This is a genomic window from Anaerococcus sp., from assembly GCF_030825785.1.
In the GTDB taxonomy this organism is placed as follows: Bacteria; Bacillota; Clostridia; order Tissierellales; family Peptoniphilaceae; genus Anaerococcus.
Genome location: NZ_JAPJPG010000071.1, coordinates 1 through 3,496, shown reverse-complemented (window position 1 = coordinate 3,496; position 3,496 = coordinate 1). Strand labels below are relative to the sequence as shown.

General features: G+C 37.2%; 3 protein-coding genes. All 3 read left to right on the top strand.

Annotation, left to right across the window (positions count from 1 at the left end; genetic code table 11):
• A partial coding sequence (locus tag RCH56_RS07470; RefSeq protein ID WP_306484349.1) for a tellurite resistance TerB C-terminal domain-containing protein occupies window positions 1-357 on the top strand: 357 nt, incomplete at its 5' end.
• Entirely contained in the window at window positions 344-1,669 is a 1,326-nt protein-coding gene (locus RCH56_RS07465; RefSeq protein WP_306484348.1) for an ATP-binding protein, read from the top strand. The genes RCH56_RS07470 and RCH56_RS07465, both read left to right, overlap by 14 nt.
• Window positions 1,666-3,496 (top strand): DEAD/DEAH box helicase (locus tag RCH56_RS07460; RefSeq protein ID WP_306484347.1); only part of this gene is annotated, 1,831 nt, incomplete at its 3' end. The genes RCH56_RS07465 and RCH56_RS07460, both read left to right, overlap by 4 nt.

Below are 3,496 nucleotides of genomic sequence, written 5' to 3'. Positions count from 1 at the left end.
GAAGACTTTTTATCCGACAGTGACGCTTTACCTTACGAAGAAGTTCCTAGAGAAGATATAATTACAGAAGATGATATGAAAGTGAACCAAGAAAGTAAAGAAAATGAGAGCCTTTCTATTAGCGAAACTAGCAAGGCCTTTCTTAAACTAATCCTCGAAAAAGGATCGATTGGGGAAGATGATGCTAGTCAAATCGCCCTAGAAGATGGGAAAATCCTAAATTCTTTTATTGGAGATATAAATGAAGAATTGTTTGATTATATAGACGATCAAACTTTGATAAATGAAGATGGGAAGATAAGTATAGATTCTTTTTATGTAGAAATGATTAAGGAGATTATAGATGGCAAAGATTAATCCGAAACAAGCACAAGTAATAATCAAATCCCTAGAGGCAGGGATTGTACCCAATATAGGGATAGAGCACCTCCTTGTAGGCAGGCTTTCTGAAGTAGAAGAGATAATTGAAGTACTTGATGAAGTAAGTAGGGGAGGAAGTGATTTTAGATTGTGGGTAGGCGACTTCGGATCAGGTAAGTCCTTTATGCTTGCCACAATAGAGCAACTTGCCTTATCCAAAAACTTCGTCACATCTACCATAGATCTTGCTCCACAGAGGAGGTTTTACGCAACAGATAAGAAGGCCCAGGCCCTTTACATAGAAATTGCTGATAATATCAAGACTAAAACGAAAAGGAGCGGCAATGTCCTAGGAGAGATTGTAGAAGAGTGGATAATGAAAATATTCACTGAACTTTCTCAGGAGAATCTATGGGAAATGAAGGATTTAATCAGAGGAGAATATAGGAAGGCTGTAGAAGATAAAATCTTAGACTCAATAGAAGATTTTGACTCAGTAGGTCTTTCCTATGAGATGGGTCAGGCTATTGTAAAATATTACGAAGGCCTTATTAGTAATGACAGAGACCTTAAAACTAAGGCTATTCGTTGGTTAAGGGGAGATATTTCTACAAAGACAGAAGCGAAAAGAGAGCTTGGTATAGGAGAGATTATCAATGATGATAATTACTTTGAAGCTATCAAAAACCTTTCTGAGCTTTTTCACTCAATTGGATTTTCTGGCTTTGTGATTAACTTCGATGAGGCGGTCAACCTCTATAAGCTTGCCCAATCCGTAACTCGACAGAGAAATTATGAGAGAATATTAAATATTTATAACGAGACCAAAAGTGGGAGGACCAAGAATCTTTTCATAAACTTTGGTGCTACAAGGGCTACAGTCTTTGATGAGTCTAGAGGAATGAGTTCTTACGGGGCCCTTGCTGGAAGACTTGGAGGACTAGCTGATGAAGACTTAGACCTTATAAATACCAAAAAGACAGCCCTCTTACTTAAGCCCCTAACAGAAGAAGAGATTTTCACCCTCCTTGAAAATCTCCTTAATATTTATAATATCAACTACGGAGAAGAAATACACATGGATAAGGAAACTATTATAAAATACATGGAAGGACAGCTTAATAGACCAGGAGCCAAGGAGTTTCTTACTCCTAGGGCTGTGATAAAGGACTTCCTTGAAATCCTAGACCTTAAAAGGCAGAACCCGGAAGTAAATATTGATCAAATCTTGGAAAGTAAATTTCAAGGTCTAACAAGTCCTGTCGAAAAAGATCCTGATGATCACGACGACGATATCTTTATCCTATGACAGATCAATATTCACTATTATCAAGGCCTATGAGGGAGTACGTCTACAAAAATAGGCGGCCAAGTCTCACCAAGATTCAGAAAGCTTCTATCGAAAACTTCGTAAAAAGTGAAGACAATCTAGTTCTCATAGCAAAAACTGCAGCTGGAAAGACTGAGGCAGCCTTTCTGCCTGCCATATCAGAAGCAAATGACTTCAATAAGGGGCTTAGGATTCTTTATATATCTCCCCTTATTGCCTTGATTAACGATCAGTTTGAGAGAGTCCTTGCCATGTGTGATGATATTGGTATTAATGTTATTAGCTGGCATGGAGAGGCCAATCAGACGAGAAAAGAAAAATTATTGGAAAATCCTTCTGGAATTTGTCTTATAACTCCAGAATCACTCGAGGCAATTTTTGTAAACAAGGGACATGAGGCTAAGAGATTATTTAGGGGATTAGATTATATAATAGTAGACGAAATCCACAGCTTTCTTACTGGAAATAGGGGAGTCCAGCTTAAGAGTCTTCTTACGAGAATACTTTTCTATACTGATAAAAATCCGAGATTTATTGGCCTATCTGCAACCGTAGGAAATCTAAATTACGATATTTGTAAGGAGTTCTTTAAAAATAAGAGGGCTACTAAATTAATTGTAGACTCATCTAAAAACGAGCTAGAAGCTACGATTTCTTATAATGAGGAAGAAGATATAAGCGATAAGACTATAGGGCAAATCTTATCTTTTGCAAGTGAAGGTTCAATGCTTGCTTTTCCAAACGCTAGAAAACTTGTAGAAGAGCTAGCTGTAAAGCTTAAGAAAAAAGCTAGGGAAGATAAAATAAAGACTCAAATCTTTTCCCATCATTCTTCTGTTAGCAAACAAAGAAGAAAGGAAATAGAACACTTTGCTAAAAATAGACATGGGGAAAACTTCATAATCTGCGCGACATCAACCCTCGAGCTAGGTATAGATATAGGTAGTGTCTATTCGATTTGCCAGTATGGATCTAGCAATTCTGTCCTATCGCTCGCCCAAAGGCTGGGAAGGTCTGGCAGAAAAACTGGGAAGTCTATTCTCCATCAGATTGCTACAAATCCCTGGGGCTTAGTGCAGTCGCTTGCGACAATTATCCTCTTTAAGGAAGGAAGGTTTGACAAAATTTATCCTATAAATGGCCCCTACGATGTTTTTGCCCATCAAATCCTATCTACTCTTTTGGAAAATAATGGATTGAGTATCGAAGATTATAGTCTTTTAGATAAGAAGTTAGATTTTGGCATAGATCATGAAGAATTTATGGAGCTTACAGAGCACATGGTAGAAAAAGGATATATCGAAAGACTCGAAAATGAGTATATAGGAGGAATCGAATGCGAAAAGCTCCTCAAAATGGGCTCTTTCTACAATCAATTTATAAGTAAGGATAATTTTCATGTCTTTAATGACAAGGGCAAAATTGGCGAAATAGAAAAATCAATCGACCTTAAGAAGGGAGATGGAATTTATCTGGGAGGACTCATCTGGGAAGTTCAATCGATTAATCTGAGGGCTAAAAAAATCATAGTGACGAAGGCAGAAGATGGAAAGGCTCCCGACTTTGGAGCATCTAGCCAGGAAGATATATCTGATGATATTAGAAGAAAAATGGAAGAAATTATAGAGAAAAGAGCAAAATATTCCTTTAATAGAAAAATTAATGGAGTAATCGATAGCTTGAAGACTAATCCTGATGCCGAAGGCTTCTATTTAATTAACGATAAGGATGGAGAAGGTCTTAGGACATTCCTTGGGACAAGGATTAATAGGACAATTACTCTTATGCTAAATATAAGATCATATC

Coding starts and splice junctions, on each gene's coding strand:
- RCH56_RS07465 (WP_306484348.1), top strand. CDS start 344: ATGGCAAAGATTAATCCGAAACAAGCACAAGTAATAATCAAATCCCTA.